Here is a 25,648-nt window from a genome sequence, read left to right as displayed (position 1 = left end):
GGAGGGGACGGCTTTGCAAAACACTGAAGATCTTCTTTACAAACTATTGGCAGGCCAGCTGAAATCTGTCGGATTTTTTACGGAAAACGAAACGCAGCCTGTCATGCAGGGGTTTTACGGCAGGTGGCTGGAAGAAAGCATCTCCATCTTGGTGCAAAAAGGCTTTTTGAAACAGTCAGGCAGTACGTATGTGTTAACAGGTCCGATAGAGCGTGCGGACGTTCTGTGGCAAGAATGGGATGAAAAGAAAGCTCCTTTACTCAAGGACAGCAGCAAACAGGCGATGATCACCTTAGTGGAGACCGCTCTCAGAGCTTTGCCGGATATTTTATCCGGCAGAGTTTCTGCCACTGATGTTCTGTTTCCTGATTCCTCAATGGATTTGGTGGAAGGAATCTATAAAAACAATGAAACGGCAGACTATTTTAATGAGGTGCTCGCTGACACATTGACGGCTTTCATTGAAGAACGCCTGAAAGAAGACCCGGACGCGGAAATCCGGATATTAGAGATCGGAGCGGGGACGGGCGGGACGAGCGCGGCCGTTTTCAAAAGATTAAAAGAGTACAAACATCATGTGAAAGAATATTGCTACACCGATCTGTCAAAGGCCTTTTTCATGCATGCTGAAAAAGAATACGGTCCCGACAATCCGTATTTGACTTATAAGCGGTTTAATGTGGAAGAGCCCCCGGCTTTACAGGGTATAGAGGCGGGCGCATATGACGCGGTAATTGCGGCAAATGTGCTTCACGCGACAAAAAATATTCGGCGGACACTTCGCAATGCCAAAGCGGTGCTGAAAAAGAATGGGATTTTGTTATTAAATGAGATCAGCAGCCATTCGGTTTATTCTCACCTGACATTCGGCCTTTTGGAAGGCTGGTGGCTGTATGAAGACGCCAAACTGCGCATACCCGGATGCCCGGGGCTGTATCCTGAAGCGTGGCAGTCTGCGCTGGAAAGCGAGGGATATCGGTACGTTACATTTATGGCGGAATCGTCACATCACCTCGGCCAGCAGATCGTGGCGGCAGAAAGCGACGGTGTCATCAGGCAAAAGCAGCCGGACGCACAGGCGGTTGAAGAAACTGCGGCTTCCAAAGAGCCGGCTGATGTCACAGAACCGTCTTTCTCAGTCACAGACCGGACTGTGCAATTCATAAAAGAAACGTTAGCCAAGTCCATAAAGCTTGCTCCCGAGCGCATTCAGCCGGAAACCAGCTTTGAAAAATACGGCATCGACTCCATTTTGCAGGTGAATTTTATCCGCGAACTGGAAACATTGACGGGCGAGCTGCCGAAAACGGTCTTATTTGAACACACGAATACGAAAGAACTTGCCGAGTATTTGCTGGAAACTTACCCGGATAAGCTGCAACAGGCATTCGGAGCCGAACAAGCGCCTCCTGAAACAAAGCATCTGGAACCTGCAATGAATGAACCGGTGCCGCTTGTCACGGAAACGCGGCGGTTTATCACTGAACAAAAAGAGCCAAAAGCGCCAAAGCCGGAAATAGAAACCGTCACCGTTAATCGTTCTGATTGTGACGACATTGCCATTATCGGCATCAGCGGCCGCTATCCCGAGTCTGAAACCCTCGATGAGCTGTGGGAGCATTTAAAAGCCGGAGACAGCTGTATTACGGAAGCTCCGGAAAACAGATGGAAATCCGGTCTTCTGAAAACAATGGCAAAAGAAACACGAAAAGAAGAACGCAAAACACGGTACGGCGGATTTCTGCAGCATATTGACGCTTTTGACCATCACTTGTTTGACATCCGGGAAGACCATGTGATGGAGATGACGCCTGAGCTCCGTCTAAGCCTTGAAACCGTATGGGAAACATTTGAAAACGGAGGCTACTCGTTAGAAAGAGTAAACGAATGGCAGGAATCAGACAGCGGCATCGGTGTATTTATGGGCAGTATGTACAATCAATATTTCTGGAATATCCCGTCATTGGAAAAAGCTGCGCTCAGCTCTAACGGAGGGGATTGGCATATCGCCAACCGCATTTCCCATTTTTTCAATTTAACGGGACCGAGCATGGGCGTTACGACCGCATGCTCCAGCTCACTGAGCGCCATTCATCTCGCCTGTGAAAGCCTGAAGCTTAACAGCTGTTCCATGGCGATTGCCGGAGGGGTCAATCTCACGCTTGAACCGTCTAAATATGATGCGCTCGAACGGGCGAATTTGCTTGAACAGGGAAGTGAAAGCAAAAGCTTCGGAACCGGCACGGGCCTGATGCCGGGAGAAGGAGTCGGGGCAGTGCTCTTGAAGCCGCTCTCCAAAGCGCTTGCCGACAAAGACCATATTTACGGGGTCATTAAAAGCAGCGCGTTGTGCCATAGCGGCGGAAGGCAGATGTACACGGCTCCGGATCCGAAACAGCAGGCGAAGCTCATGGCGTCTTCCATTGACAAGGCCGGAATCAATCCGGAAACAATCAGTTATGTTGAATCAGCGGCAAACGGCTCTGTATTGGGAGATCCGATTGAGGTCATTGCCCTGACAAATGCGTTCGCGCAATATACTGATAAAAAACGTTTTTGCGCGCTTGGGTCCGTCAAGTCAAATCTCGGTCATTTAGAGGCGGCTTCCGGCATGTCCCAGCTCGCGAAAGTGCTGCTGCAAATGGAGCGGGAAACATTAGTCCCGACGATTAACGCAAAACCGCAAAATCCGAATATCAACCTTGAACAAACGGCTTTTTACCTGCAGGAAAAAAACGAGTATTGGGAGCGTATGAGGGATGCCGAAACGGGGGACATCATCCCGCGGAGAAGCATGATTAATTCCTTCGGGGCAGGCGGGGCATATGCAAATCTCATCGTAGAAGAATATATCAGCCCGAATTCCGATCAGGCCCGTCACGGCGGTGAGGAATATATTTTCCCTGTGTCAGCGAAAACAAAATGGAGTTTTGAAGCCTATCTTGACAGACTGGCGGCCTTTTTAGAAAAGACGCCATCTCTTCATCCGGCCGCCATCGCATCCGCGCTGCAAAAAAGAACACATCATTCGGAGTATCGGGCGGCATTTACGGCTTCCTCCGTTCAGGAACTGTTGGAAAAGCTGGCCGCTTACCGCATGGATCAGCGGAATCTCAATTTCTCTGAATCTGATATTGGCCGGCGTGCGCGGCAATGGGAAAAAGGAGAGAATATCGCGTTTGATCAGTTGCAGCAAGAGCACGCCGTTCATCTGCCGGCCTACGCTTTTGACCACGGGACTTCTTTTCAATTCGGTGAATCAGAAAACGCTGGCGGCGTTCAGGCGGTATACAGTGATGACGATCCATACGTGAAAGGGCATCAATTCAGCGGAGAACCGGTACTCGTCGGCGCTACATATAACAGTCTGGCAGTCGATCATTTTTGTGATCTTTTTCCTGAAGCGGAAGGAGGACAAATTAAAAAACTGAATTACGCGAGCCCCATTACCGTAAAAAAAGGCGATCGCATCGAGCTGAAAACAGAATCGAAACAAAATGGGGATGGATTTGAACTGAGCATAATGCACCGCAGCCGCACGTCTCCTGATTGGAGCATAGCGGCGTATGCCGAGTGCAGCCCGTATCTGTTTCAAAAGCAGCACGCGGATCTGGCGGCCATTCAGCGCTCTTACCGGGAAGTGGGCCGGATAGATGAGTTATACGGAGACGGAACGGGAACCGTCGTGTGGGGAGAAGAATTTAAAACGATCACCCGCCTGTACAAAGGCTCTGATGCCGTTTTAGCGAAAGTGAACCTGAACAATAGCGACTCACAACGAGCGCATCATTATGTCGTAAATCCATTAATTGCCAACAGTGCTTACTTGGCCTCGCTTTCTTTATTGGATCAAACGGAGGCGGAAAGCTATCTGCCGTTCGGCATTAATTCCGTCACCTTCAGCAGCCCTGAAGATCTTACCGATTGCTGGCTGCACATCAAGCTGACCAAACAAACGGGGGAAATGATTCTGATTAACGCAGATGTCATCAGCAGCCGATCGGAAGTGGTGATGCGTTTTGAAGGCTATGCCTTGAAACGGTTCCGCCCGAAAACCGAACAGATGAATCAGCCGGCCCGAACGGCTGTTAAGAATGCGGGAGCACCGATTTCCGCCGGCAGTCTGACAGATGATATCCGCAGCTACGTCCTTGGCAAGCTCGCCAAGATGATGGATGAACCCGGGCCATCTCTTCGTTCTGACGCGAATATCATGGAATTGGGACTTGATTCAGCGAGCCTGATCGGGCTGACAAAAGAGATCGGCCAAGAGGCGGACATCGATGTGAATCCAACATTGTTTTTCGAGTATCCGACCGCGGAGGAGCTGACCCGCCACTTCGCGTCAGCATATGAGAGCAAGTTTTCTCAACTGCTTGCCGATCATAAGCATTCAGAAGAGGCCAGGGTCACGGAAACAGAAGAGCGCACTTTACCGAAGAAACAGCATACGCCTTGTGATAACGCCGATGTCAAGCAAGGAATCGCGATTATCGGTATGTCAGCTCAGTTTCCGCAATCCCCGGATATCCAGTCTTTTTGGGAGCACATCGTAAACGGGGATCACTGTATTACCGAAATTCCGGCGGACCGCTGGGACTGGCGCCGTTACGCCGGTGATGAGAATGACACGAGTCTCAGATGGGGCGGTTTTATTGATGGTGTCGGCGAATTTGACCCGCTCTTTTTCGGAATTTCTCCTAAAGAGGCATCACAAATGGGGCCGGAGCAGTTTCTGCTTTTGATGCATACATGGAAGGCAATGGAGGATGCGGGCCTGACAAATAAGGCGTTAGCAAGCAGACCGACAGGCGTTTTCGTTGCCGCGGGCAACAGCGATCCGAACAATGGAACAGCCATTCCGTCCATCATTCCGAACAGAATATCATATGCCTTGAATTTACAAGGACCGAGTGAATATTACGAGGCTGCCTGCACGTCAACCCTGGTGGCATTGCACAGGGCGGTTCAATCAATACGTCATAACGAATGTGAGCAGGCTGTCGTGGGTGCCGCCAATATTCTGCAGTCGCCGAAGGGCTTTATCGGTTTTGATTCAATGGGGTATTTAAGCAAAAACGGCCGGGCGAAATCGTTCCAAAAAGATGCCGATGGCTTTGTCAGAAGCGAAGGGGCGGGCGTTATCATCATCAAACCGCTTGAGGCGGCAATTGAAGACGGCGATCATATTCACATGGTCATTAAAGGAACAGGAGTGTCTCACGGCGGTAAAGGCATGTCGCTTCACGCGCCGAATCCGGCGGGAATGAAGGCCGCGATGAAAAAAGCGTACGAAGACACCGATGTTGATCCGCAAACCGTCACTTATATTGAAGCGCACGGCATTGCCTCCGAAATGGCAGATGCGCTGGAGTTTAATGCAATCAAAGCGGGTTACGGCGAGTCTGCAAATCAAGAGGAAAGCGCGCCTTGTTATATCAGCACCGTGAAACCTTGCATCGGGCACGGCGAACTCGCTTCCGGACTGGCCGCCCTTATAAAAGTGGCGATGGCCATGAAGCATCATACCATCCCGGGCATTCCCGGATTTACAGCTGCAAATGAGCAAATGGCCATTCAGAAAAGCCGCTTCCGTTTCACCGAAGACAATCAGGAATGGACACAGCTCACCGACCATACGGGCAGACCGATCCCGCGCCGGGCCGCAATTAACAGCTATGGCTTCGGCGGCATGAATGCGCATGTCGTCTTGGAACAGTACAGCCCGCGCCATAAGGACAAAGAATCTGCGCAAGAACCGCAGCTTATCGTGCTTTCTGCTAAGAGCGAAGGGCGTCTTAAGGCGGCCGCAAGTCAGCTGGCTGATTTTGTGCAAACTGGAGATACTCCGTCATTGCGGGATATTGCTTATACGCTTCAGACCGGCCGTGAGGCGATGAACTGCCGCCTGGCACTCGTTGCCCGCAATCAAGATGAATTGCTGGAAAAACTGAAAGAGTACAGAGCATTTTCCGAAGAAGGCAATGGAATGAAAAGCTTCTTTACAGGCAGTCAGCAGACTGGATCAGGAGATATCGGCGTTTTACTGGAAGGGACTCTCGGTACAGTCGTCACAGAGACGCTGTTGGCTGAAAACAATCTCGAAAAGCTTGCATTTTGCTGGGTGAAAGGTGCGGATATACCGTGGGACAGACTCCACCAAGGCAAATCTGTTCAAAGAGTGCCGCTTCCGACATATCCTTTTGAAAACCATAAGTATTGGAACGGCGGTCAGTCAGAAGACATCAGCCTTGCACCGGTTTCACAGAATCCTCAGATCCGCTGCGGGAGCGCGGCTGACATTGTGGCAGACATTTTGGGGATGAAGGCAGCGGAAATGGATCAAAATAAGCCGCTGACTGAATACGGCTTCGATTCAATCTCCTCTATTCAGCTGTTGAAGAAACTTGAGGACGGAGACAGCCGCATCAGTCTGGAGGCTCTTCAGAAATGCAGCACTCTTCAGGAGATCGGCATGCTGTTAAAAACGAACCAATCGCAGGAGGCGGGCCGAAATTTTCCAGAACTCGTCAAGCTGAATGATAGAGAAAAAGGCCGTCCTGTTTTTTGGTTTCACGGCGGAACGGGAGGCGTGGAAGCATACCAGCCATTCGCCAAAAAGAGTCAGCGACCTTTTTACGGCATCCAGGCAAGAGGTTTGACAGGGAAAGAGCCGCTGCAAGGAATCGAAGAGACGGCCGCTTCTTATAAGAGAATCATCCAAGCGGTACAGCCGAAAGGCCCTTATGACCTCGGCGGATATTCCTTGGGCGGAATGCTTGCATATGAAACCGCGCGCCTCTTGCAGGAGGAAGGTCATACGGTAAAAAGCGCCGTCATGATCGACACTCCGTACAGTGAAAAATGGAAAGAAAGAAAACCATCTGTTAAGTCAGTCATGCTGCAAACGATCAATACGATGCTTACAGCATATCTTAAGCCTGAAAACCTTGAAGAGGCATTAATCAGCAGAGAAGACATTACCGTCCAGGCTGAGGAAGAAGAAGTATTGAAAGAATTGATCGGCCTTGCCAAAAAGCGCGGTCTGCCAAAATCCGAAGAAGCGATCCGGATGCAGCTGGAGCAAATGATGAAGACGCAGCTCGCTTACGGAATGGAAGAGTATGACATGAAGCCGCTGCCTCATCCGGAAGCGCTGCAATGCTACTACTTCCGTAATAAAAGCGGTTTGTTCCTCGGAGATCTTGAACGTTATCTGACAGCAGAGGAAGAACAAATTCCGCTAGACCATGGTGCGTATTGGAAAGAATGGGAACGCCAGATGAAACAGTTTCACCTGCTGGACGTCCACTCTTCCAATCATGTCACAATGCTGTCGGAACCAAAGCCGCAAAACGCCATTAAGGCATTCTGCGAAAAACTGTACGCAAACAAAGGAACGATAAGCGCAAATTTCCTTAAATCTTTCAGAAAAAAGCTGGACGAAACAAATGAGTTGGTAAAACGGTAATAGAGAACGGCCGGAGCAATCCGGCCGCTTTTTTTATCTATATAGAACTAAACTTACTGTGTACTAAATTTTCATTGTTGTATTGATTTCTGTTTATAAGACATTAAAAAAACCCCCGATAAACAGGGGGGCGATATTAAAATCTGACAGGCAATGTTTCAAGCCCTCTCAAAAACACATTTTTTCTCCATGTTACATCCTCGGGCGCGCCTTTCAGCTCTATATTCGGAAATCGTTTTAAAAGCGCAGTAAAGGCAATGGATGCTTCCATCCGGGCGAGCGGAGCCCCGAGACAAAAATGAATGCCGAATCCAAAAGAGATATGACGGTTCGGTGTTCTCGCTATATTTAATGTATCAGGATCATCAAAATATTCCGGGTCCCGATTGGCTGAACCGATGCCGATAAATATCATATCGCCTTTTTTAATGGAAACATCTTTATAGGTGAAATCTTCAATCGCCCATCGATTCGCCATCATGATGACGGGAGAGGTATAACGCAAAAGCTCTTCGACCGCCGTCTGGATATTTTCCGGCTGCCGCTTTATCTTCTCCATCTGGTCTTTGTGCAGAAGAAGCGCCAGGGTGCCGGAGCCGAGAAGGTTAACCGTTGTTTCAAGCCCGGCAACGACTAACAAAAACAGCATGGAATACAGCTCTGATTCACTCAGCTTTTGGCCGTCCTCTTCAGCGTAAATAAGCTTGCTCGTCAAGTCTTCACCCGGATGTTTTCTTTTTCCTTCGATCAGTGTTTTCATATATTGTTTAAATTCTTTGAGAGCCTGGTTGGTCGCATCTTGTCCGCTTTCTGACGTGTCGACCATTGCGTTTGTCCACACTTGAAATTTGGCGCGGTCCTCTTTCGGAATCCCGAGCAGTTCGGAAATGACGATAAACGGAAGCGGTGCGGCGAAATCTCTCATGATATCAGGGTCTGCTTTTGTTTCCATTTCATCCAGCAGCTCTTCTGTGATCTGCTCTATCCCGGTGCGAAGCTGCTCAATCATCCGGGGAGTGAACCCCTGATGCACCAAAGAGCGAAGACGTGAATGATCCGGAGGGTCTTTTGCCAGCATATGATCTGAGACAAAATCGATATCTTCACTGACATTCAGCTTCGCGATCAGCTCCTTCGGCATGACCCGTTTTACATCTCTCGTAATTCTGCCGTCTTTTAAAAACGCCATACAATCATCATAACGCGTGATGAGCCAAGCCGGAAAGGTGCCTCCGAAACGCTGCAGTTCGAATTTATGTATGGGGTCCTGCGCTCTGAATCTGCTTAAAACCGCAAAAGGGTTTTCGTGAAACTCGGGTGAGTGTGGGTGAAACATTGTTTTTTCCATCTGGATTTCCCCGCCTTCATGTTTTTGAAAAGACATAACAAACAGCCGGTGCCTGCCGACCGGACGGCATTCCTCCTTTTATCTGCCGAAGACACTGATCACAACGGCTCATAAGTATGTCTAAAATATATAAGGAAACAGAAGCCGGTTCAATAGACAAATCGTAAAGCCGCCATTTTCGTTGATTATCAACAAAACAGCAAACTTTTTTTGCCATTTCATCATGTGTGTTAAATCCGGCTAATATACATATTTACGCTTCATATCAACTTCTTAAGGAGGATGTGAATGAATGCGTTTATGAAATGGGCGGCAAGTCTGCTTTTGGTGATCTCTCTTCAGTTCGGCTTTACGGGCGCCGGCATCCATTCGGACAGTGCTGCTCGTGCCGCATCCCGATACGATCAGGTGCTGTATTTCCCGCTGTCAAAATATCCGGAGACGGGAAATCATATAAAAGACGCCATTTCGGCAGGTCATTCTGAGATTTGTACAATTGATCGGGGCGGAGCAGAGAATAGAAGGAAAGAATCATTGAAAGGAATTCCGACAAAGCCCGGGTTTGACCGTGATGAATGGCCCATGGCAGTCTGCACAGAAGGCGGGGCGGGGGCTGATATCAGATATGTAACCCCGTCGGATAACCGCGGGGCCGGTTCGTGGGTTGGAAATCAAATGAGCGGATATTCCGACGGCACGAGAGTATTATTTATCGTTCAGTAGCTTCTCCGGTTCGCCGGAGTTTTTTTATGCTCTGAAAAAGCGGCACGCCGGCTGGACATATGAAATGGCAAAGAGTAAACTTATATGTTGGAATCAGCATGAGAAAGGATTGGATCACATTGACAGTGACTACATACCGAAATATTGCACTTTTACTTCTTTGTTTAACAGCGGGAATTGTGGATGTGATCGGTTATTTAAGCCTGGGACATATCTTTACCGCCAATATGACGGGGAACATCGTTCTGTTCGGCCTGGCGATCGGCAACTCGTGGCACCTTGCCGTACTCAAATCGTTAACCTCGTTAATCGGATTTATTGCCGGCGTTATTGCCGCGGCCCTGCTTGTGGGCAATAAAAAGAAATCATTTTGGCCCCCTGCGGTAACTGCCGCTTTAGCTATTGAAGGAGCTGTTTTGCTGCTGTTTGCTTTGTTCTCCTGCTTTTTTGCAGATGCCATTTCTGTTTATGTGCTGATTATGCTGCTCAGCTTCGCAATGGGAATGCAGACGACAGCCGCGAGAAAACTTGGTGTAGCGGGGATTTCCACGACCGTATTAACGGGAACGCTCGCTAATTTTTTTGAAGATCTCACCGCAAGGTTTTACAAAGCGGACAAGCGGAAGCAGTTTACGAGAGATGCTGTATTGCGCGCGCTTGCTTTGGTGCTGTATTGCTTTGGGGCGGTCATCGGTGCATTCGCTGAACCGGATTATAAGTTTGCCGTGATCTGGCTCCCGATTATCATTATTTTAGGCATTATGCTTTGCGCATTCACGATGTTCCATGGATATTCAGAAGAAAAAAACCAATAAAAAAACGCCGCTGATTCAGGGCGTTTTTTCTTTTTATTGCTCTTTCCGGGTCCCGATTGTATAAACGGCCCGATCTGTATGTACCTTTAATCCGTCTTGCTCCTTTTGGATGGTGATGTCGCCGAGCAGAGGGATTTCATACGCATCTTGGGGAAGCGGGACATTTCCTTCCTCCGTATAGGTTGTGCCGTGCCCTTTTAAGACGAGTTCTTCGTCCGCTACATAGTCATCGGGATGGTTTGTCCGGCGGACGAGAACATCATCAAGGTGAAGCATGATCTGGTCCATATCAGAAATCTCGTTTCGGCTGTCTGTCAGCTCTCCTTTTCTGATATCAAGCGTTTGTCCGATCTGTTTTTGCAGCCATTCAGACAATTCGGTGTTTGTAAGTGCCATTGTGATTCCTCCTTTTATCTACACCATACTTATTCCCTATTTTTTTAGAAATACACTGCCTTGCATTAATCTTTTTTCCTGACAGCCGATTTGTGAAGCGTTCCGAGTTTCTTCATTATAAGTGTTTCATCTGTTCACCTGAAAAACGGAGTCATCTGCAGGTGCAGACGACTCCGTTCTCATGATAAAAAGTTACTCTTTCGGCACGGCGTTTTCAGCGTTTACTGCGCCCGCTCCGTAAATGTTCGGATCTTCATTTGTCCACTTATCCGGACTTTGTTTGATCAGTGTTTTCACTTCGTCAGGCGAAAGCTGCGGGTTCTGCTGAAGGATTAAGGCGGCAATGCCCGCACAGATCGGAGTGGCCATGGACGTGCCCGACAGACTGAAATACAAGGAGCCTACACGGTTTGATTTCTGTAATTTGTCAAGGTATGAACGCGGAGAACGGAGAGATACGATATCGACCCCGGGCGCAAGAATGTCAGGCTTCTCTTTTCCGTACACCGTCGTGCCGCGGCTTGAGAAAGAAGCGACCGTATCGTCCTCATTGCCGGCCGTATCATTGTCATCATAGGCGCCTACCGTGATGACCTTCTCGCTGACACCGGGGCTTGAAATCGTTTGAGCTTCCGGACCGGAGTTGCCCGCGGCGACGCAGACGACGATTCCTTCATTCCATGCCTCTTCAACGGCCTTGACGAGCGGGTCGTCCGTTTCTTTATCATATCTGAGCGCATCTCCGCCCAGTGACATGCTGATGATTCTGATCGGATTCTTTGTGTGTTCTTTATTATATTGTATGCACCATTCCACACCTTCAATGATATCAGCCAAGGTTCCTGATCCTGATTTGTTTAATACCTTGACTCCGATCAGATCGGCTTCCGGCGCCGGCCCCTGATATTTACCGGAAGATGAAGCGCCGCTGCTTGCGATATCACCGGCGCAATGGGTGCCGTGTCCGTTGTCATCATACGGTTCTGTCTTTTGGTTGACAAAGTCCGCAAATCCGATAACTCTGCCTTCTAAATCGGGATGCTGATAGATTCCGGTATCAATAACGGCGACGGTTACGCCTTTTCCTGTTAATACGGTGCCGTTACGGGTCACTTCTTTTGCATGAGACGATTCAGCTGCCGTATCAAGGAGCGCTTTTACTTCACGGTTTAAATAGATTTTACGGATATCCCGGCATTGCGAAAGAAGCATGTGAAGGGCGGACGGAGTGACTTCGGCGCTGCAGCAATTGATTGTTTGAAACTGCTTTTTTATGGTGCAGCGTTTTTCTTTTGATAAGACCTGTCCTGTGCTGTGAAAACCGGATTCATGGCAGCCCTCTTCAAATTCAATGATGACTGACATTTTCTTTCTGTTTTTCACCTTTTTTTCGAAAAACTTGTGCAAAAAGCAAGGTGTCCATTTGAAAGGTTTATATAACTGTAATACGTTTTCTCTGAGCGGCCAGTCCAGCTTATGAGCATTTGACCGCACCATTTGTACCATTGAGTAACCAAACATATATACTTTTCCTCCCATTCTGGCGATTCTCTCTATACCATATGAACAGGCCGTATGTTCGGTCAGTTTGTTTGTCCTTCAGGAGCGCTGGTTACTTGCGGCTTTTTCAGGAGAAGAAATCGAGTTGGAACGGAACGTTTGTTCGTTTATAATGAAGCCGGCGGAAGGAGGTATATACATGAACATAATATTGAGACATTCCTTGGAAAAACAGCTTCCGATTGATATTATATATATGAAAAAAGACGGTTCCATTTCAAAACGGACCATTATGATAAAAAAAGGGGATGAGCGGGCTGTAACGGCATTTTGCTGTACAAAAAGGCAGATGAGAACTTTTTTGACGGGCTCCATTCTGTCCTGCGCATTTGCTTCGGGAGGCGGATATTCATTTTTAAAAGCGTATTCTTGATGCCGTCCGTTTCCGGCCGTGAATCTCCCGCCCCTGAAAATTCGGGCGTTCCTCCCTTTTTTTTTGCCCTCTCTCAACCTTTTTTCACTGATGCCCGGCATTTGAGCGCTTGAACCGTGACAATCCATTGATTTTTCGAAACCGGGAAGTTTTTCACTGATGATAATGTTAATAGAATGTTAAGATAAGACCTATTGACAAAAATCCATATAATGAACATGTCATTTTTCAGAAAGGAGCAAAGAAGGAGAGCTGATGAAAAGAATTTTACTTAATGTCATCATTATCGTAGCAATGGTCTTACTAATAAGATGTGCTCATTATGCGTCAGACCCTGATCCCTCGAATTCTTCTGATACATACACAGATTTTAAAGATTTGGCTGAACATGAAGACCCCGATGATTATCATATATCGTACAATAAGCGAAAGGGGAGCCCCGTATTGATCATGTCGCCGCACGGAGGGAGAATTGAGGGCGGGGTGAGCGAGATCGTCCGCTCTTTCAGAGATGATTATTCAACCTATCTGTTTGAGGGATTAAAAACGCATGATAACCAGACTCTTCATATTACGAGCACCAGGTTCGATGAGCCTTCAGCAGTCGAAAGCATTAAGCAGCACCATTATGTTATCGCAGTTCACGGTTATAAAGGCGACGAGAAAAATACTCTTGTCGGAGGAAGCGACCGGAAGCGGGCGAAAAAATTGGTGAGAGCTCTCGAACGAAACGGATTTTCTGCAGAATTGGCAAACTCAAAAACCGGTCTGGCCGGGGTTGACACCGAAAATATCAATAACCAGGCGCAAACCGGGCTGAGCATACAGCTTGAGATCAGCAGAGAACAGCGGGAAGCGTTTTTTGATAATTTTGATTACCGCGAAAGGGAATTCACAAAAACGGAGGAATTTTACCGGTTTGTCCGTACGATAAAAAGAGTGATCAATCAAGAGTATTCGTAAGCTTAAAAAAAGACAAACGAGTGAAAGATGAGTAAACTGAAAAAAAGGAGGTTTGTCCCTTGGCAAAACATCACTTTTATTTAAAAGCAAATTGGCCCGGAAATCGCAATGACGTCGGCGATATTAAAAGCGGCCGGCTGGAAACGGCTGTGTCCATTCCTAAGGAAATGGACGGACCCGGAGAAGGCACAAATCCTGATGAAATGCTGCTCGGAGCGGCCGCGACCTGTTATATTATAACGCTTGCGGCGATGATGGAAAGAAGCGGCTTGGATAAAGAAGATCTACATATGGAATCTGAAGGAATTGTAGACGTCACGAACGGTGTGTTCACGTACCAGAAAATCATTCACCGTCCGTTTATATTATTAAAGCCGGGTGCAGCCGAAACGGACTTTACGCTCGCCAGGAAGTTAGCGCAAAAAGCGGAGTCCTCATGTATGATTTCACGAGCGGTCCAAGGAAACGTGGAGATGGAGCTTGAGGTTGAAGTAAAAGCTGCCCGCGCTTGACGAGTTCAAACGGTCAGCTCCGGGCCGTTTGATTTTTTTTAGCTTTTTGAGACTTGGAACGGTTCAGCAGGATGACGCCCGTGATGACCAAAACAAGCCCGATCATCATTTTGACTGTCATGGCCTCCTTAAAAACAAAAAAGCCGACAATTGCCGTTAAAGCGGTGCCGACACCTGACCATGTCGCGTATGCGGCGGATAAATCAAGGCTTTTCAAAGAGAAGCTCAAAAACATAAAAGAGGCTCCGATTCCGGCAATGACGCCGAGAGCGGGCCACAGGTGCGTAAAACCGTCCGACAGCTTCAGCATCGTGCTCCCGAACACTTCTGATACAATGGCTAATGCCAAGCAAAGTAATCCTTTCATCAGCATGCCTCTCCTTTCTACCAATTCATCAAAATGACACCGGCTAATAAGAAAAAGAGTCCGATGACGGCCTGCTTGTCCAGTTTTTCATGAAACCATTTCGCTCCGATAATGGATGCGAGCACCGTTCCGGCTCCGCTCCATGTTGCATAGGATAAGCTGAGCGGAATGAGATTCAGTGTCAGTGAAAGCATATAAAAGGCCAATGAATAGCCTGCCACTACAAGCGCGCTCGGCAAAAACCGCGTAAATCCGCGGGAGACCTTCAGCATGGCCGCGCCGATTGACTCTGATAAAATAGCAATTGTGAGGAAGATATAACCCAGAATCATATCAAATCCCCCTCTCATCATAATCCTTATGCCTTTTGTTTAAGGCAGTAAAATAAAATAATATCCGAACTTTGCCCGCCAAGTCAAGACATTAGGCCTATATAAAAAGGCCCCCGGGGAGGAGCCTTTTTGATTCGTCAATAGTAATACGGATAACCTCCGTACGGATAGCCGTAGCCGTAACCCCCGTACAGGTACGGATTGAATAAAGCGCTTCCGACAAGCCCCCCGACAAGCCCTCCGACAAACGGTCCGCCGTAAAAACCAAACGGCCGTCCGAATCCATAACCAAACCAAGGCCGGCCAAATCCAAAACCCGGCCGTCCGAATCCAAATCCGAATCCGGGCCGTCCGAATCCGAAGCCCGGCCGTCCGAACCCAAATCCAGGCCGCCCGAACGGTCTCATATCACTATCTGCTGCGTATGTGTATTCTTCATTCATAATTAAGGTACCTCCAAGAATAAATTTGAGATGATAACAGAGTATTCAGCCCACCAATTTTTGATTGGGCGTTTATCAAAAAAATAAAGGAGTGAGCTTTTGTGGGCCTGTATCAGTCCGATTGGTCAAAAAAACCTCCGCACACACACGCATACCGGGCGGTTACGGATGTTGTGCAGGGGCATTACCATTTGATCGAAGGCTTTTCGCAGCCGGAGAACGGCAGCAATACAGATGAGCATACACATTTCTATACGGGCATCACCTCGTTTGAAAACGGCCATTTTCATAGGTATTACGGCATTTCCGGCCCTGCCATCCCGAGGGTTGACGGAACACATTACCATGAGCTTTCAGAGACCACCTTTGCCGCCTACAATGAGCCGATTCAGATCCAGCACGGCGGCGTCGTTTACGATCCGCGGGAGGAAGGACGGAAAACGCACCGCCATACGCTCAAAGGAAAAACGAGAGAGGTTGTCGGAAACGAGCCGATCGGGTGGTAGCGGACGTTTAGCGCTCAGGAAAAAGGGCAAAATGGATAGGTGCCTGAAGAAATGAATGCTATAATTAGGGGGAGATTTATAAAAGAGAGTGATACATATTGAAAAATAAAAAACAGCCTGTCGTCATACTTGTCGGACCGACGGCAGTCGGAAAAACAAAACTAAGCATCGGACTCGCGAAAATGCTGAATGCGGAAATCATCAGCGGAGATTCCATGCAGGTATATAAAGGGATGGACATCGGAACGGCCAAAGTCACCGAAGAAGAGACAGAAGGCGTGCCGCATCACCTGATTGATATTTTGGAGCCGTCCGACACTTTTTCAACGGCGGATTATCAAAAAATGGTGAGGGGAAAAATCACCGAGATTGCCGATAGAGGAAAGCTGCCGATGATTGTCGGAGGGACGGGTCTGTACATTCAGTCCGTGCTGTATGACTATACGTTCACGGAAAACTCCGGCGACCCTGTATTCCGGGAGCGCATGGAGAAATTGGCGGCTGAAGAAGGGGCGGAAGCGCTTCATGCCAAGCTTGCGGCAGCCGACCCGGAAGCGGCGGCAGCCATTCATCAAAACAATACGCGAAGAGTCATCCGCGCGCTCGAAATCTTGCATGTATCGGGAAAAACAATGTCAGAGCATCTTAAAACCCAAAAACGGGAGCTGCTTTACAATGCGGTTCTTATCGGTCTTACAATGGACAGAGAAGTGTTGTACGGCCGGATTAACGAGCGCGTTGACCTGATGCTGGAAACCGGCCTTCTTGACGAAGTAAAGCGGCTGTATGATATGAATATCCGGGACAGCCAATCGATTCAGGCGATCGGCTATAAAGAGCTGTATGAATATCTTGATGGAAAAGTGCCGCTCCCTCAGGCTGTGGAACAATTAAAACAAAATTCTAGGCGATATGCGAAACGCCAGCTGACCTGGTTTCGCAATAAAATGCCCGTTTCATGGACAGATATGACGCCGCCTGTTGATATTGAGCAGAAAAAAAAGGAAATTTTCGAGTGCATAGCAGGAAAACTGGAAATTTAATCGAAACAGTATTGTATTGAGAACCAAGGAGGACGAAACATGAAACCGATTAATATTCAAGATCAGTTTTTGAATCAAATCCGAAAAGACAATACGTTCGTCACGGTGTTTTTACTCAACGGCTTCCAGCTTCGCGGCCAGGTAAAAGGCTTTGACAACTTTACCGTTTTGCTCGAAACGGAGGGGAAGCAGCAGCTTATTTATAAACATGCCATCTCCACGTTCGCCCCGCAAAAAAACGTCCAGCTTGAGCTTGAATAGACTTTTTGAAAAAGACCATGAACAATGGTCTTTTTCTATGCGCATCTGTATATTGCAGGCTGTATATCGGAAACATAAAAGGGGGTTCGGAAAATCGTGTTCGAAAGTGAAAATGAACTGAGAAGAATCAGGATTACGCTCGTTTGGATCGCTGTTTTTTTGCTGTTTGGAGCTTGCAGCAATCATGAGACGGTGGTGACGGATGATGACGGCGGCTTGGCGGATACCGAACCGCAGACAGAAGGCATGGTGCAGCTGGAACATAATCGTTTCGGCATCGTCGAGGACGGTTACTTAAAAATATACCGCTATGATGAAAAAACGAATAAAATCGAACTGAAAAAAGAAACGGCGCTGGATGAGCTTGAATAAATTTCACAAGCGTTCGAATTTACAAAGCGGGCCGCACAAGCTACACTAAGTACTGACATTGATCATGCAGAGGGTGAGACGATTGAAACACAAGGTGATAATCAACCATTGGGAAGAAACTTGTGAAGATGATTCCTGCTATGAATATGGAACCAGCATCATCGTTGACGGCAAAGAACTGATCAGAGAGGCTTCCATCACAAGCGCTCTGAAAGCCGTACTGAAAGAAATCGGTGCTGATGTGGAGATTGAAGAAACCGTTGAAAGCGAAAAAAAATGTGATTCTTACAAAAAATAAGAATAAAAGTCTAGACTACTAAGCAGTTTTTTTTCATGTTATGATAGACATCGGCTTACACATGACACCTTGAGTAGGATGAGAGATGATTCTCGTTCTGCTCTCTTTTTTGGGCGTTAATCGGGCCAGAGCCAAAGTCCGCTCTTTCAAAAATATGAATTTTTTATAAATCGATCTCAATATGTTGTGTTTTTCTGAGAGGTTAGTATACTATATATAGTGTTAAGAGATTCATTATTTTTGATAGGTCGTGATAAGGATGGTTCAAATCATATTTGATTCAAAGACAGGGAATGTTCAGCGTTTTGTGAATAAAACAGACTTTCAGCTGATCCGCAAGGTGGACGAAACGAACCACGTGGACACTCCGTTTGTTTTGGTCACCTACACGACAAACTTCGGTCAGGTACCGGCATCAACACAATCATTTCTCGAAAAATACGCCCATCTCTTATTAGGAGTCGCTGCGAGCGGCAACAAAGTATGGGGCGATAACTTTGCAAAAAGCGCCGATACCATTTCAAGACAATATCAGGTGCCGATCTTGCACAAATTTGAACTCAGCGGCACATCTAAAGACGTTGAATTGTTTACTCAGGAGGTAGAAAGAGTTGTCACAAAATCAAGTGCCAAAATGGATCCAGTTAAATAACGAAATCATGATCCAACAAGATGGAAAATTCCAGTTTGATAAAGATAAAGAGGCTGTACATAGCTATTTTGTTGACTATATCAATCAAAACACAGTTTACTTTCACGATTTAAAAGAGAAGCTGGATTATTTGATTGAAAACCAATACTACGAAGAGGAATTCTTAAGCCTTTACTCTTTTGAAGACATTAAAGAAGTGTTTAAGACAGCTTACGCAAAGAAGTTTCGTTTTCCTTCCTTCATGAGTGCGTTTAAATTTTATAATGACTATGCTTTGAAAACGAATGACAAGAAAAGAATCCTCGAGCGTTATGAGGACCGAATCTCAATCGTCGCGCTGTTCTTCGCAAACGGCGACACTGAGAAAGCAAAAGAATATGTAAACCTGATGATCAACCAGGAATATCAGCCGAGTACACCGACATTTTTGAATGCCGGCAGAAAACGCCGCGGAGAACTGGTGAGCTGCTTCTTGCTCGAAGTCAATGATTCCTTAAACGATATTTCACGGGCGATCGATATTTCCATGCAGCTGTCTAAATTGGGCGGCGGGGTTTCTCTTAATCTGTCCAAGCTTCGCGCGAAAGGCGAAGCGATTAAAGATGTTGAAAACGCCACAAAAGGTGTTGTAGGCGTCATGAAGCTTCTTGATAATGCGTTCCGTTACGCTGACCAAATGGGCCAAAGACAAGGCTCAGGCGCGGCGTATTTAAATATTTTCCACCGCGATATCAATGATTTTCTTGATACGAAAAAGATTTCTGCAGATGAAGATGTGCGCGTCAAAACGCTTTCTATCGGTGTCGTCATTCCGGATAAGTTCGTTGAGCTTGCGCGTGAGGATAAAGCGGCTTATGTATTCTATCCGCATACGATTTATAAAGAATACGGCCAGCATATGGACGAAATGGACATGACGGCGATGTATGAGGAGCTTGTCGACAACCCGCGTGTCAAAAAAGAAAAAGTGAATGCGCGCAAATTGCTTGAAAAGCTTGCCGTTCTCCGTTCCGAGTCAGGTTATCCGTACATTATGTTCCAGGACAACGTAAACAAAGAGCACGCGAATAACCACGTATCAAAAGTGAAATTCTCGAACCTTTGCTCTGAAGTGCTTCAGGCGTCACAGGTTTCGGCTTACACAGATTATGACGAGGAAGACGAAATCGGCTTGGACATTTCCTGCAACCTTGGTTCATTAAATATTTTGAATGTCATGAAACATAAATCGATTGAGCGCACGGTGAAACTCGCGACGGATTCCCTGACTCATGTATCTGAGACGACGGATATCCGCAACGCGCCGGCAGTCAGACGCGCGAACAAAGCGATGAAGTCGATCGGTTTAGGCGCCATGAACCTTCACGGCTACCTGGCCCAAAACGGCATCGCGTATGAAAGCCCGGAAGCAAGAGATTTCGCGAATACGTTCTTTATGATGGTGAACTTTTATTCCATTCAGCGTTCAGCTGAGCTTGCGAAAGAAAAAGGCGAAACGTTTGAGCATTATGAAGGCTCCACTTATGCAACGGGAGAATATTTCAATAAATACATCGAAAAAGAGTTCTCACCGGCATACGAAAAAATCGCTGCGCTCTTTGAAGGCATGCACATTCCGACAATCGAAGACTGGAAAGAGCTGAAGGCGTTTGTCGCTGAAAACGGCATGTACCACAGCTACAGACTGTGCATCGCACCGACAGGTTCCATTTCCTATGTCCAATCCAGCACGGCGTCCGTTATGCCGATCATGGAACGGATCGAAGAAAGAACATACGGAAATTCAAAAACGTATTACCCGATGCCGGGGTTAGCGTCTAATAACTGGTTCTTCTACAAAGAAGCTTATGATATGGACATGTTCAAAGTGGTGGATATGATCGCGACAATCCAGCAGCATATCGATCAGGGAATCAGCTTTACCCTGTTTTTGAAAGATACGATGACAACTCGTGATCTGAACCGTATTGATCTGTATGCCCACCATAGAGGCATCAAAACCATTTACTATGCAAGAACGAAAGATACCGGGCAGGACAGCTGTCTTTCTTGTGTCGTTTGATTAAAGGAGAGTTTACAGTGACAAAAATTTATGACGCAGCAAACTGGTCAAAGCATGAAGATGATTTCACCCAAATGTTTTACAACCAAAACGTAAAGCAGTTTTGGCTTCCGGAAGAGATCGCATTAAACGGCGATCTTCTCACTTGGAAGTATTTGGGTAAAAATGAGCAGGATACGTACATGAAGGTGCTCGCCGGCCTGACACTGCTTGATACAGAGCAGGGGAACACGGGCATGCCGATTGTGGCCGAGCACGTCGAAGGCCATCAGCGAAAAGCGGTTCTTAATTTCATGGCGATGATGGAAAACGCGGTGCACGCAAAATCATATTCAAATATTTTTATGACGCTTGCTCCGACTGAAACGATCAACGAAGTATTTGAATGGGTAAAGCAGAATAAATATTTGCAGAAAAAAGCGCAAATGATTGTCGGGCTTTACAAAGCCATTCAAAAAGATGATGAAATTTCACTGTTCAAAGCGATGGTTGCTTCCGTCTATCTGGAAAGCTTCCTTTTCTACAGCGGTTTCTATTATCCGTTATATTTCTACGGACAAGGAAAACTGATGCAAAGCGGTGAGATCATTAACCTGATCCTTCGTGACGAAGCGATTCACGGCGTGTATGTCGGTCTCCTTGCTCAGGAAATTTATAATAAACAGACAGAAGAGAAAAAAGCAGAGCTTCGTGAATTTGCGATTGACCTTCTGAATCAGTTATATGAAAATGAGCTTGAATATACAGAGGACTTGTACGATCAAGTCGGACTCTCACACGATGTAAAGAAATTCATCCGCTATAACGCCAATAAAGCTTTGATGAACTTAGGGTTCGATCCTTACTTTGAAGAAGAGGATATTAATCCGATCGTATTAAACGGATTAAACACCAAAACAAAATCACATGATTTCTTCTCCATGAAAGGGAACGGCTACAAAAAGGCGACGGTAGAACCGATTAAGGACGAAGATTTTTATTTTGGCCAAGATGAAGAGCAGATATAATATCTGCTCTTTTGGCTTGAATGGAGAGGTAAGACAGGAGGAACGGGCATGAATAAAATGGATGAAATCATCTTGGCTGCACCGCGGAGTGACGTCTTTCAAAACGAAATGCTGACATTTCAGGGAGTCAACAGCGAGGATGAACGTATCGTAAACATTATGGCTCAAATTGAGGCGCATTTTTTTGAAATCAGAAGAGGCGACGCGGAAGAGGACCCGCGATTTAAACAGCCGATTCCGTATGTCGTCATCCGCCGCGATGATGAGGTGTTTGTGTATGAACGGCTCGCCGGCGGAGGGGAATCGCGCCTCCATAATAAGCTTTCTCTCGGCTTCGGCGGACACATGAACCCTATGGAAGGGACGGCTTCATTTACGGAAGTGCTGAAACAGAATACCGACCGGGAGCTGGCGGAAGAACTGTACATCCGCGAGGAGGACAAACAAAACATTGTCACACTCGGCCTGATCAATGATGATGAAAACGATGTAGGGAAGGTGCATATCGGCATCCTTTCTGCGCTCCAGTTAGCGTCTGCGGCACAAGTCGAAGTGAAAGAAAAAGATCAAATCGCCGGGCGCTGGATGAAACTGAGCGAACTGAAAGAGGAAAATGTGTATCAGCGTCTTGAAGCTTGGTCTCAGTTTGTCGCCGATATACTTCAATAACAAAAAACCCCCGTTCGTTCCAAAAAAGGGAGAGCGGGGGTTTTTCATTTAGTTTTGCACAATGAAGGCATCAAATCCGGCTTTTTCGGCCCGCGCGGCCAACGCTTCAGCGTAATCTTTGGAAGAGAATGCGCCGATCTGCACTTTAAATAAGCCGCCTTTTGGAAGCACAATCGCGTCAAAACCTTTAGACACCGCATCGGCGGCAAGCGCATCAGCATTTGCTTTCACTTTGAATGCGCCGATTTGCACTTTATATAAGTCAGCCTTTTTTTTTAGACCGAAAGCTTGCTCCAAGCCCTTGGCATGTCCTCTTGCAAGGCTTTCAATAAAACTGGCTGTTTTCAGTTTGTTTGCATCAGCTGACGTATCAACAAAACCATTCTCCGTCAAAATTGCCGGCATACTTGTCTCCCGCAGCACATGGAAGTTGGCTGTTTTTTTTCCTCGGTCATTAAAACCCGATGCTTGAATCACTTGCGTGTGGACGGCTGATTGGTAAGTCGAGGTCGGCGCTCCAACACCGGGGTAAATATAGCTTTCGAACCCGGTTCCGCCTCCTGAGTTAATATGAATGGATAAATAATAATCTGCGCCCCAGCTGTTGGCGGCATCCGTTCTTTCCGTCAGGCTGACTGTCTTATCGCTTGTCCTGCTCATCGTGACAGAAACTCCTTCATACTCATTCGTCAGAATCGTGCGCAAAGCCAGCGCGATCTCCAGCGTGACCGCTTTTTCCTGAAGTCCGTTTCCGGTTGCACCTGAATCAGTTCCGCCATGACCGGGGTCTATAAAAATTTTAACCATTCTCCATCACCTCATTACAGCATATGATGATATTCAAATGGTGCTTGTACGGCTGTCATTCATGAAAAAAATGAGAAATATACCCAACATTTCCCGGAAAATAAAAATAAATGGTTTGTCCTCCCGTTTCTGCTGAATACAATAAGAAATGAAAAATATTTCTCGGGAAAGCGCAAGATTCAACATCATTCCCGAAGAGATCGGAAAAAGTGACAGATAAAGAGGAAAACGGGTCTCATGATGATAGGCGGATGTCACGGAACCGCTTCATCATGAGTAAGATAAAGAGAGAACAGAGAGGTGAGCATGTTGGAGCGCGCTGTAACCTATAAAAATAACGGACAAATTAACATCATTCTTAATGGCCAAAAGCAAGTGCTGACAAATGCGGAAGCTGAGGCGGAATATCAGGCCGCCCTGCAAAAAAATGAAGCCAAGCACAGCATTCTGAAAGAAATTGAAAAAGAAATGAACACATTAGTGGGTATGGAAGAAATGAAACGCAACATTAAAGAAATTTACGCGTGGATATTCGTCAACCAAAAACGGGCCGAACAAGGGCTGAAAGTCGGAAAACAAGCTCTTCATATGATGTTCAAAGGGAACCCCGGCACCGGGAAAACCACCGTCGCGAGACTGATCGGCAAGCTTTTCTTCGAAATGAACGTGCTTTCCAAAGGACATCTGATCGAAGCGGAACGTGCCGATCTGGTCGGTGAATACATCGGACACACGGCGCAAAAAACGAGAGATCTGATTAAAAAATCGCTCGGGGGCATTTTATTCATTGATGAAGCATACTCACTTGCAAGGGGCGGAGAAAAGGATTTCGGTAAAGAGGCGATTGATACGCTTGTCAAGCATATGGAAGACAAACAGCATGAATTTATTCTGATCCTGGCAGGGTACTCGAGAGAAATGACACATTTCCTGTCATTAAATCCCGGCCTGCAATCGCGTTTCCCTATCAGCATTGATTTTCCGGATTACTCTGTCACTCAGCTGATGGACATCGCAAAGCGCATGATAGCAGAGCGGGAGTATCAATTAAGCCAGGAAGCCGAGTGGAAGTTAAAAGATTACTTAATGACAGTGAAAAGCACGACAAGCCCCATTAAATTCAGCAACGGGCGCTTTGTCAGAAACGTGATTGAAAAATCAATCCGCGCTCAGGCCATGAGACTTTTAATGGGAGACCAATACTTAAAAAACGATTTAATGACGATCAAGAGCCAGGATTTACTTATAAAAGATGAGGCGGCAGCTCACGAATAGACCTCTCAGCCGGTTTGAGGGGTCTCTTTTTTATTTCTCTCTTTAAAACCCGCCGGATGTGTGGTATACGCCCTGCGGGTTTGGTATGATAGTACTACTGCCCAATACGACACAGAAAGGAACATCCATTTGAACGAACAGGAAGGAAAAAAAGAAACGGTCATTTTGGTCGGCTGCCAGCTTCCGCACATGACAGATGAGCACTTTGAACATTCCATGGAAGAGCTTGCTTCATTGACAAAAACGGCTGACGGAACGGTGCTGACCCGGATTACGCAAAAACGGAACAGAGCGGATGCCGCTACATATATAGGCAAGGGGAAAGTAGACGAGCTGAAGGCGCTGTGTGAAGAGCTTGAAGCGGATCTGATCATTTTTAATGATGAACTGTCACCGAGCCAGCTTAAATCACTCGCCACTGCAATTGAAGCGAAGATCATCGACCGCACGCAGCTTATTTTGGATATTTTCGCAAAAAGAGCGAAGACGAGAGAAGGAAAGCTTCAGATCGAATTGGCCCAGCTTCAATACGCGCTGCCCCGTCTAAGCGGACAAGGAATCAATCTCTCAAGACAAGGCGGCGGAATCGGGACGAGAGGGCCCGGTGAGACAAAGCTTGAAACAGACCGGCGCCACATTAGAAACCGCATACACGAAATTAACGTGCAGCTTTCAACGGTTATCCGACACAGAAGCCGTTATCGGGAGAGACGTAAAAAGAACGGCGTGCTTCAGGCTGCACTCGTCGGGTATACCAATGCCGGAAAATCAACATGGTTCAATCAATTAACAAGTTCAGACAGCTATGAAGAAGATCTGCTGTTTGCAACACTTGATCCGATGACGAGAAAGATGGCGCTCCCAAGCGGCTACAGCGTCCTTTTGTCTGATACGGTCGGCTTCATTCAGGATTTGCCGACGACGCTGATTGCCGCTTTCCGCTCAACGCTTGAGGAAGTGAAGGAAGCAGACTTGATCATTCATGTCATTGATTCATCCAATGAAGATTATGCCGGGCATGAACAGACGGTCCTCGGTCTGTTAAAAGAGCTTGAGGCAGATGATATTCCGGTGCTGACCGCCTATAACAAACGTGATGAGACACTTCCTGACTTCATCCCGACAGCGGGCGAAGGCCACATCATGATCAGCGCCAGAATCGCCGGGGATGAAGCAAAACTAAAAGCGGAAATCGAAGCTTATTTGCGCCGGGAGCTGCTGACGCCGTATGAAGTTCATGTGCCTGCCGCCGAAGGCAAATTGATGTCACGCATCAAATCAGAGACCATGATCGACAGCCTTTATTTTAATGAAGAAAATGAACGCTACGAAGTCTCAGGTTATGTACAGGAAGAACAAAGCATACTCGGAGAACTGAAGAAATTCATGTAAG

At 47.0% G+C, this 25,648-nt stretch carries 24 protein-coding genes; 17 read left to right on the top strand and 7 right to left on the bottom strand.

Translation table 11 applies throughout. From position 1 onward, the window contains the following. Nucleotides 1–13 precede the first annotated feature (13 nt). Nucleotides 14–7,471, top strand: coding sequence for a beta-ketoacyl synthase N-terminal-like domain-containing protein (locus tag SB24_RS01175; RefSeq protein WP_039251449.1), 7,458 nt, complete (start codon nucleotides 14–16; stop codon nucleotides 7,469–7,471). 136 nt (nucleotides 7,472–7,607) lie between these two features. Here the strand turns inward: SB24_RS01175 and SB24_RS01170 are convergent, their stop codons facing one another. Next, nucleotides 7,608–8,819 carry a cytochrome P450 family protein gene (locus tag SB24_RS01170; protein ID WP_039254928.1) on the bottom strand — a complete coding sequence of 404 codons (1,212 nt, stop codon included), beginning with the start codon at nucleotides 8,817–8,819 and terminating at the stop codon, nucleotides 7,608–7,610. A gap of 288 nt (nucleotides 8,820–9,107) precedes the next feature. Between SB24_RS01170 and SB24_RS01165 the strand changes: the two genes are divergently transcribed. Next, the gene (locus tag SB24_RS01165; RefSeq protein ID WP_012117601.1) at nucleotides 9,108–9,542 is read left to right on the top strand and encodes a NucA/NucB deoxyribonuclease domain-containing protein; all 435 of its coding nucleotides are present in this window, start codon (nucleotides 9,108–9,110) and stop codon (nucleotides 9,540–9,542) included. 59 nt (nucleotides 9,543–9,601) lie between these two features. After that, nucleotides 9,602–10,357, top strand: a complete 756-nt coding sequence (locus SB24_RS01160; RefSeq protein WP_003154084.1) for a YoaK family protein — start codon at nucleotides 9,602–9,604, stop codon at nucleotides 10,355–10,357. 33 nt (nucleotides 10,358–10,390) lie between these two features. Here the strand turns inward: SB24_RS01160 and SB24_RS01155 are convergent, their stop codons facing one another. Then, nucleotides 10,391–10,753, bottom strand: a complete 363-nt coding sequence (locus SB24_RS01155; protein WP_007410383.1) for a protein YmzB — start codon at nucleotides 10,751–10,753, stop codon at nucleotides 10,391–10,393. Nucleotides 10,754–10,945: 192 nt separating this feature from the next. Continuing rightward, nucleotides 10,946–12,274, bottom strand: coding sequence for a serine protease AprX (locus SB24_RS01150; protein WP_039251445.1), 1,329 nt, complete (start codon nucleotides 12,272–12,274; stop codon nucleotides 10,946–10,948). Nucleotides 12,275–12,452: 178 nt separating this feature from the next. Here SB24_RS01150 and SB24_RS01145 point away from each other — a divergent pair, with 178 nt between their 5' ends. From SB24_RS01145 to SB24_RS01135, 3 genes are all read left to right on the top strand, one after another. Further along, nucleotides 12,453–12,686, top strand: a complete 234-nt coding sequence (locus SB24_RS01145; protein ID WP_015239897.1) for a hypothetical protein — start codon at nucleotides 12,453–12,455, stop codon at nucleotides 12,684–12,686. A gap of 255 nt (nucleotides 12,687–12,941) precedes the next feature. Then, complete coding sequence (locus SB24_RS01140; protein WP_039251443.1) at nucleotides 12,942–13,649, top strand: poly-gamma-glutamate hydrolase family protein; 708 nt, start codon at nucleotides 12,942–12,944, stop codon at nucleotides 13,647–13,649. A gap of 59 nt (nucleotides 13,650–13,708) precedes the next feature. Then, the gene (locus SB24_RS01135; RefSeq protein ID WP_039251441.1) at nucleotides 13,709–14,161 is read left to right on the top strand and encodes an OsmC family protein; all 453 of its coding nucleotides are present in this window, start codon (nucleotides 13,709–13,711) and stop codon (nucleotides 14,159–14,161) included. 13 nt (nucleotides 14,162–14,174) lie between these two features. Here the strand turns inward: SB24_RS01135 and erbB are convergent, their stop codons facing one another. The 3 genes from erbB to SB24_RS01120 form a co-directional block, all read right to left on the bottom strand. Next, complete coding sequence (erbB, locus tag SB24_RS01130; RefSeq protein ID WP_007410379.1) at nucleotides 14,175–14,528, bottom strand: SMR family multidrug efflux transporter EbrB; 354 nt, start codon at nucleotides 14,526–14,528, stop codon at nucleotides 14,175–14,177. 17 nt (nucleotides 14,529–14,545) lie between these two features. Further along, on the bottom strand, nucleotides 14,546–14,860 hold the full coding sequence (gene erbA, locus SB24_RS01125; RefSeq protein ID WP_007410378.1) for an SMR family multidrug efflux transporter EbrA: 315 nt from the start codon (nucleotides 14,858–14,860) through the stop codon (nucleotides 14,546–14,548). 137 nt (nucleotides 14,861–14,997) lie between these two features. After that, on the bottom strand, nucleotides 14,998–15,303 hold the full coding sequence (locus tag SB24_RS01120) for a hypothetical protein (protein WP_039251440.1): 306 nt from the start codon (nucleotides 15,301–15,303) through the stop codon (nucleotides 14,998–15,000). Nucleotides 15,304–15,404: 101 nt separating this feature from the next. On the opposite strand from SB24_RS01120, the gene SB24_RS01115 reads away from it, so the two are divergent. The 9 genes from SB24_RS01115 to SB24_RS01075 all read left to right on the top strand — a co-directional run bounded on the left by SB24_RS01115 (nucleotide 15,405) and on the right by SB24_RS01075 (nucleotide 22,173). Continuing rightward, complete coding sequence (locus tag SB24_RS01115) at nucleotides 15,405–15,809, top strand: YmaF family protein (protein WP_014417831.1); 405 nt, start codon at nucleotides 15,405–15,407, stop codon at nucleotides 15,807–15,809. 98 nt (nucleotides 15,810–15,907) lie between these two features. Continuing rightward, on the top strand, nucleotides 15,908–16,852 hold the full coding sequence (gene miaA / locus SB24_RS01110) for a tRNA (adenosine(37)-N6)-dimethylallyltransferase MiaA (protein ID WP_007410375.1): 945 nt from the start codon (nucleotides 15,908–15,910) through the stop codon (nucleotides 16,850–16,852). Between the two features lie 39 nt (nucleotides 16,853–16,891). Continuing rightward, nucleotides 16,892–17,113: an RNA chaperone Hfq gene (gene hfq / locus SB24_RS01105; RefSeq protein WP_003154064.1), complete on the top strand. Its 222-nt coding sequence runs from the start codon at nucleotides 16,892–16,894 to the stop codon at nucleotides 17,111–17,113. A 96-nt stretch (nucleotides 17,114–17,209) separates the two neighbouring features. Next, nucleotides 17,210–17,485 carry a YmzC family protein gene (locus SB24_RS01100; protein WP_017417823.1) on the top strand — a complete coding sequence of 92 codons (276 nt, stop codon included), beginning with the start codon at nucleotides 17,210–17,212 and terminating at the stop codon, nucleotides 17,483–17,485. 82 nt (nucleotides 17,486–17,567) lie between these two features. Continuing rightward, nucleotides 17,568–17,783, top strand: coding sequence for a hypothetical protein (locus tag SB24_RS01095; protein ID WP_003154062.1), 216 nt, complete (start codon nucleotides 17,568–17,570; stop codon nucleotides 17,781–17,783). A gap of 259 nt (nucleotides 17,784–18,042) precedes the next feature. Further along, a complete protein-coding gene (gene nrdI / locus SB24_RS01090) occupies nucleotides 18,043–18,435 on the top strand; it encodes a class Ib ribonucleoside-diphosphate reductase assembly flavoprotein NrdI (protein ID WP_015417520.1) in 393 nt (130 codons plus the stop codon). Beyond that, on the top strand, nucleotides 18,395–20,497 hold the full coding sequence (gene nrdE, locus SB24_RS01085) for a class 1b ribonucleoside-diphosphate reductase subunit alpha (protein ID WP_007611605.1): 2,103 nt from the start codon (nucleotides 18,395–18,397) through the stop codon (nucleotides 20,495–20,497). The genes nrdI and nrdE overlap by 41 nt, the downstream gene beginning before the upstream one ends. A gap of 17 nt (nucleotides 20,498–20,514) precedes the next feature. Further along, entirely contained in the window at nucleotides 20,515–21,504 is a 990-nt protein-coding gene (gene nrdF / locus SB24_RS01080; protein ID WP_012117608.1) for a class 1b ribonucleoside-diphosphate reductase subunit beta, read from the top strand. Between the two features lie 48 nt (nucleotides 21,505–21,552). Beyond that, a complete protein-coding gene (locus SB24_RS01075; RefSeq protein WP_039251439.1) occupies nucleotides 21,553–22,173 on the top strand; it encodes a hypothetical protein in 621 nt (206 codons plus the stop codon). Between the two features lie 48 nt (nucleotides 22,174–22,221). On the opposite strand, the gene SB24_RS01070 is transcribed toward SB24_RS01075, so the two are convergent. After that, nucleotides 22,222–22,980 (bottom strand): N-acetylmuramoyl-L-alanine amidase, encoded by a 759-nt coding sequence (locus SB24_RS01070; protein ID WP_039251438.1) that lies wholly within the window; start codon nucleotides 22,978–22,980, stop codon nucleotides 22,222–22,224. A 306-nt stretch (nucleotides 22,981–23,286) separates the two neighbouring features. Here SB24_RS01070 and spoVK point away from each other — a divergent pair, with 306 nt between their 5' ends. Beyond that, entirely contained in the window at nucleotides 23,287–24,255 is a 969-nt protein-coding gene (gene spoVK / locus SB24_RS01060) for a stage V sporulation protein K (protein WP_015417523.1), read from the top strand. Between the two features lie 129 nt (nucleotides 24,256–24,384). Continuing rightward, on the top strand, nucleotides 24,385–25,647 hold the full coding sequence (gene hflX / locus SB24_RS01055) for a GTPase HflX (protein ID WP_039251436.1): 1,263 nt from the start codon (nucleotides 24,385–24,387) through the stop codon (nucleotides 25,645–25,647). Nucleotide 25,648: the final 1 nt, after the last annotated feature.

The sequence above is a fragment of the Bacillus sp. Pc3 genome (genome assembly GCF_000815145.1).
Taxonomy (GTDB): Bacteria; Bacillota; Bacilli; order Bacillales; family Bacillaceae; genus Bacillus; species Bacillus velezensis.
Note: the sequence above shows the minus strand (reverse complement) of the source record. Positions and strands in the feature narration are given on the sequence as shown.